Source organism: Kutzneria sp. 744, assembly GCF_000568255.1.
GTDB lineage: Bacteria > Actinomycetota > Actinomycetes > Mycobacteriales > Pseudonocardiaceae > Kutzneria.
The window spans coordinates 7,910,897-7,914,176 of the sequence record NZ_KK037166.1 but is presented as its reverse complement, the minus strand read 5'-3'; the positions used below and the strand labels follow the sequence as shown (position 1 = coordinate 7,914,176).

Sequence of the window (3,280 nt, the reverse complement as noted above, 5' to 3'; positions counted from 1 at the left end):
CGCCTCGCGCAAGGCCTTGGCGTACACGGCGGCCGGCATGGCGATCGGCGGCACGAACACGACCACCAACGCGTCCACGTCCGTGCACTGCGCGGTCGACCGGACCGCCTCCGCGAACTCCTCCGGCCCCGCGTGCGCGCCGACGTCCACCGGCTCCCGCGCCAGCTCCAAACCCTGCGACAGCAACGCATCCGCGGCCAACAGCCCGATCGCGTTCGAGTTGCCGACGACCGCCACCCGCGGCCCCGCCGGCAGCGGCTGGTGAGCCAGCAGCAAGGCCGTGTCGAACAGCTGCCCCAGCGACTCGACGCGGATCACGCCCGTCTGCTCGAACAGGGACTGCACGCTGGCCTCGTCCACCGGCACGGCGAAGCCGGCCATGCCCGGGTTCACGGCGTGCCGCCCCGTCTTCACGGCCACGATCGGCTTGTGCCGCCCCAACCTCCGTGCCAGCCGGGCGAACTTGCGCGGGTTGCCGAAGGACTCCAGATACAGCAGCACGACATCGGTCGCCGGATCGTCGGCCCAGTACTGCAACAGGTCGTTGCCGGAGACGTCCGCGCGATTGCCGGCCGACACGAACGTGGACAGCCCGAGGCCCCGCTCGGCGGCCGTGGCCAGAATCGCGATGCCCAGCGCGCCGGACTGGCAGAAGAACCCCGTGCGGCCACGGCCCGGCAGCTTCGGCGCCAGCGTGGCGTTCAACCGCACCTCGGGATCGGTGTTCACGACACCGAGCGCGTTCGGCCCCACCACGCGCATCCCGTGCGCGCGGGCCTGCGACACGAGCCGCCGCTCCGCGTCACGGTCCACCACCGTCGACACCACCAGCAACGCCTTCACGCCCTTGGCCAGGCAGGCGTCCAGCACGTCCTCGATGCCGGCGGCGGGAATCGCCACCACCGCCAGGTCGACGTCGTCGGGAATGTCCAGCACCGACGCGTAGGCCCGCACCCCGCGCACCGACCGGTGCTCCGGGTTGACCGGGTACACCGGCCCGGCGAAGTCGGCCACCAGCAGGTTCGTCAACACCGCGTGCCCGATCTTGGCGTGGTCCGTGGACGCCCCGATCAACGCCACCGAGCGCGGCGTGAGCAGGTTGCGCACGCTGCGCGCCTCCGCCGCCTGCTCACGGGACCGCGCCACCGCCACCGACTGCGCGGTCGGGTCCAGCGCGAACTCCAGGTGCAGCGTGCCCTCCTCGAACGACCGCGCGATCTGGTAGCCGGCGTCGCGGAACACGCGCACCATCTGGCCGTTCTCCGCCAGCACCTCGGCCACGAACCGGGTCAGGCCGCTCTCCCGCGCCGCCGCGGCCAGGTGTTCCAGCAGGATCGAGCCCAGCCCTCGGCCCTGGTGCGGGTCCTCCACCACGAACGCCACCTCGGCCGACTCGCCGTCGTGCAGGCGGTCGTAGCGGCCCACGGCGACGATGTCGTGGCCGAGCATGGCCACGAACGCCACGCGGTCGCTGTGGTCGACCGTGCTGAACCTCTCCAGGTCCCGCTGCGGCATCCTCGGATACGGCCCGAAGTAGCGGAAGTAGCGCGTGCGCTCGGACAGCCGGCCGTGGAAGGCCAGCAGCCGGTCCGCGTCGTCCGGGGTGATCGGTCTCAGGTGGACCGTGCCGCCGTCGGACAGCACGACATCGGCTTCCCAGTGCCTCGGGTAGTCGTACGGGTCCACGGCGTCAGTCTCTCGGGTCGTCTGGGTCGAGCCCGAACAGCGGGAACACCGCGCGACGCGTGCCGAGCACCGCCATGTCCACCGGGTCGCCGCCACCGCCGGACCAGCGCTGGTACCCCGTGCCGCCGCCGTCGGTCATGTCCGGCACGCCCAGCCGCTGCGCCCACTCGCCCGGCAGCTCGGTCTTCACGGGGATGTCGCGGTCCAGCGCCGTGGCCAGCAGGTGCGTCCAGGAGCGCGGCACCACGCGCCGCAGCTGGTAACCGCCACCGCCCACGGCCAGCCAGCGGCCGCCGTGCTCGACGGCCAGCTCCCGCAGCGCCTGGTAGATCGCGCGGTGGCCGTCCACCGTCAACCCGAGATGGGCCAGCGGGTCGTCCCGGTGCGTGTCCACGCCGCACTGCGTCACCAGCACCTGTGGCCGGAACGCACGCAGCAGCGACGGCACGACGGCGTGGAACGCGCGCAGCCAGTGCTCGTCCGTGGTGCCCGGGGGCAGCGGCAGGTTCACGGATGTGCCGTACGCGTCGCCGGCGCCCAGCTCACGGGCGTAACCGGTCCCGGGAAACAGCGTCGCCGGGTGCTGGTGCAGGGAGATCGTCAGCACGCGCGGGTCGTCGTAGAACGCCGCCTGCACGCCGTCCCCGTGGTGCACGTCCGTGTACAGGCCACCCGCTCGACGCCGCGGTCCAGCAGCCGGTCGATCGCCCCCACGCAGTCGTTGTACACGCAAAAACCGGCGGCCGTCAAATCGCGTGGTGCAGCCCGCCGCCGATGTTGACCACGCGGTCCGTCTCGCCCGACAACAGCAGCTCAGCGCCAGACGATCCCAGCACCAGGCTCGCCGCCTCGTGCATGCCGGCGAACACCGGGTTGTCCGGCGTGCCCAGGCCAGTGCCCCACGTCCACCGGCGAGGTCGGCGCGGCCTTCACCGCCGCCATGTACTCGGCCGAGTGAACCCGTAAGACCTCTTCCTCGGTGGCTCCGGCCGGCTTCACCGGCGTCACGCCCTCCAGCACGCCCAGCGCCCGCGCCAGCCCCATCGTCAGGTCCAGGCGGATCGGATTGAGCGGATGCTCGGCCCCCATGTCGTAGCCCAGCAGCGTGTCGTCCCACACGACCCCGGCAAGCTTGCCCATGACCACAAGGTAGGCGTAACGCGCCGGGGTTGCCCGGGTATGCCTGACTGGTGGACTCTTGAGGGGTGAGTGAGGAACTGATCCGCCTGGATCTCGATGACTCCGGAGTCGGTGTCGACCTGCCCCGCCCGAACAATCAGAAGGACCAGGTGCAAGGGGTCCCCTACCGTCCCGTCGAGTTCCGGGACGACGACCTTCCAACGGCACTGGAGCGGGCCGCGTCCTGGCTGCGCCAGGCTCAGCAGTGGCTCGGCGAGCCGATCGACGTCATCGCCATCCACCTGGACTACGACGACACGCCCAGTGCGCCGTACTACGACGTCAAGCTGCTCTGCAACGAGGAGGACCTGGCGGGCGCGCCGCTGGCCCTCCGCGAACGGAGCGAGTCAGTCCAGGAGTAGTCCGCTGATGCTGCCGGTGGGCCTGGCCGTGGCCCACCGGCACACCATCGGCG

General features: G+C 71.6%; 2 protein-coding genes and 1 pseudogene. 1 reads left to right on the top strand and 2 read right to left on the bottom strand.

Annotated features, from left to right (window positions below; all coding sequences use genetic code 11):
• Together KUTG_RS36435 and KUTG_RS36430 are read right to left on the bottom strand one after the other, a co-directional pair.
• On the bottom strand, window positions 1-1,686 hold a 1,686-nt coding region (locus KUTG_RS36435; protein WP_043723335.1), incomplete at its 3' end, for a GNAT family N-acetyltransferase.
• Window positions 1,687-1,690: 4 nt separating this feature from the next.
• A pseudogene (locus tag KUTG_RS36430) lies at window positions 1,691-2,826 on the bottom strand (acetoin utilization protein AcuC).
• A gap of 65 nt (window positions 2,827-2,891) precedes the next feature.
• Between KUTG_RS36430 and KUTG_RS36425 the strand changes: the two are divergent.
• Window positions 2,892-3,227: a hypothetical protein gene (locus KUTG_RS36425; RefSeq protein ID WP_043723332.1), complete on the top strand. Its 336-nt coding sequence runs from the start codon at window positions 2,892-2,894 to the stop codon at window positions 3,225-3,227.
• The last annotated feature ends 53 nt before the right edge of the window (window positions 3,228-3,280 follow it).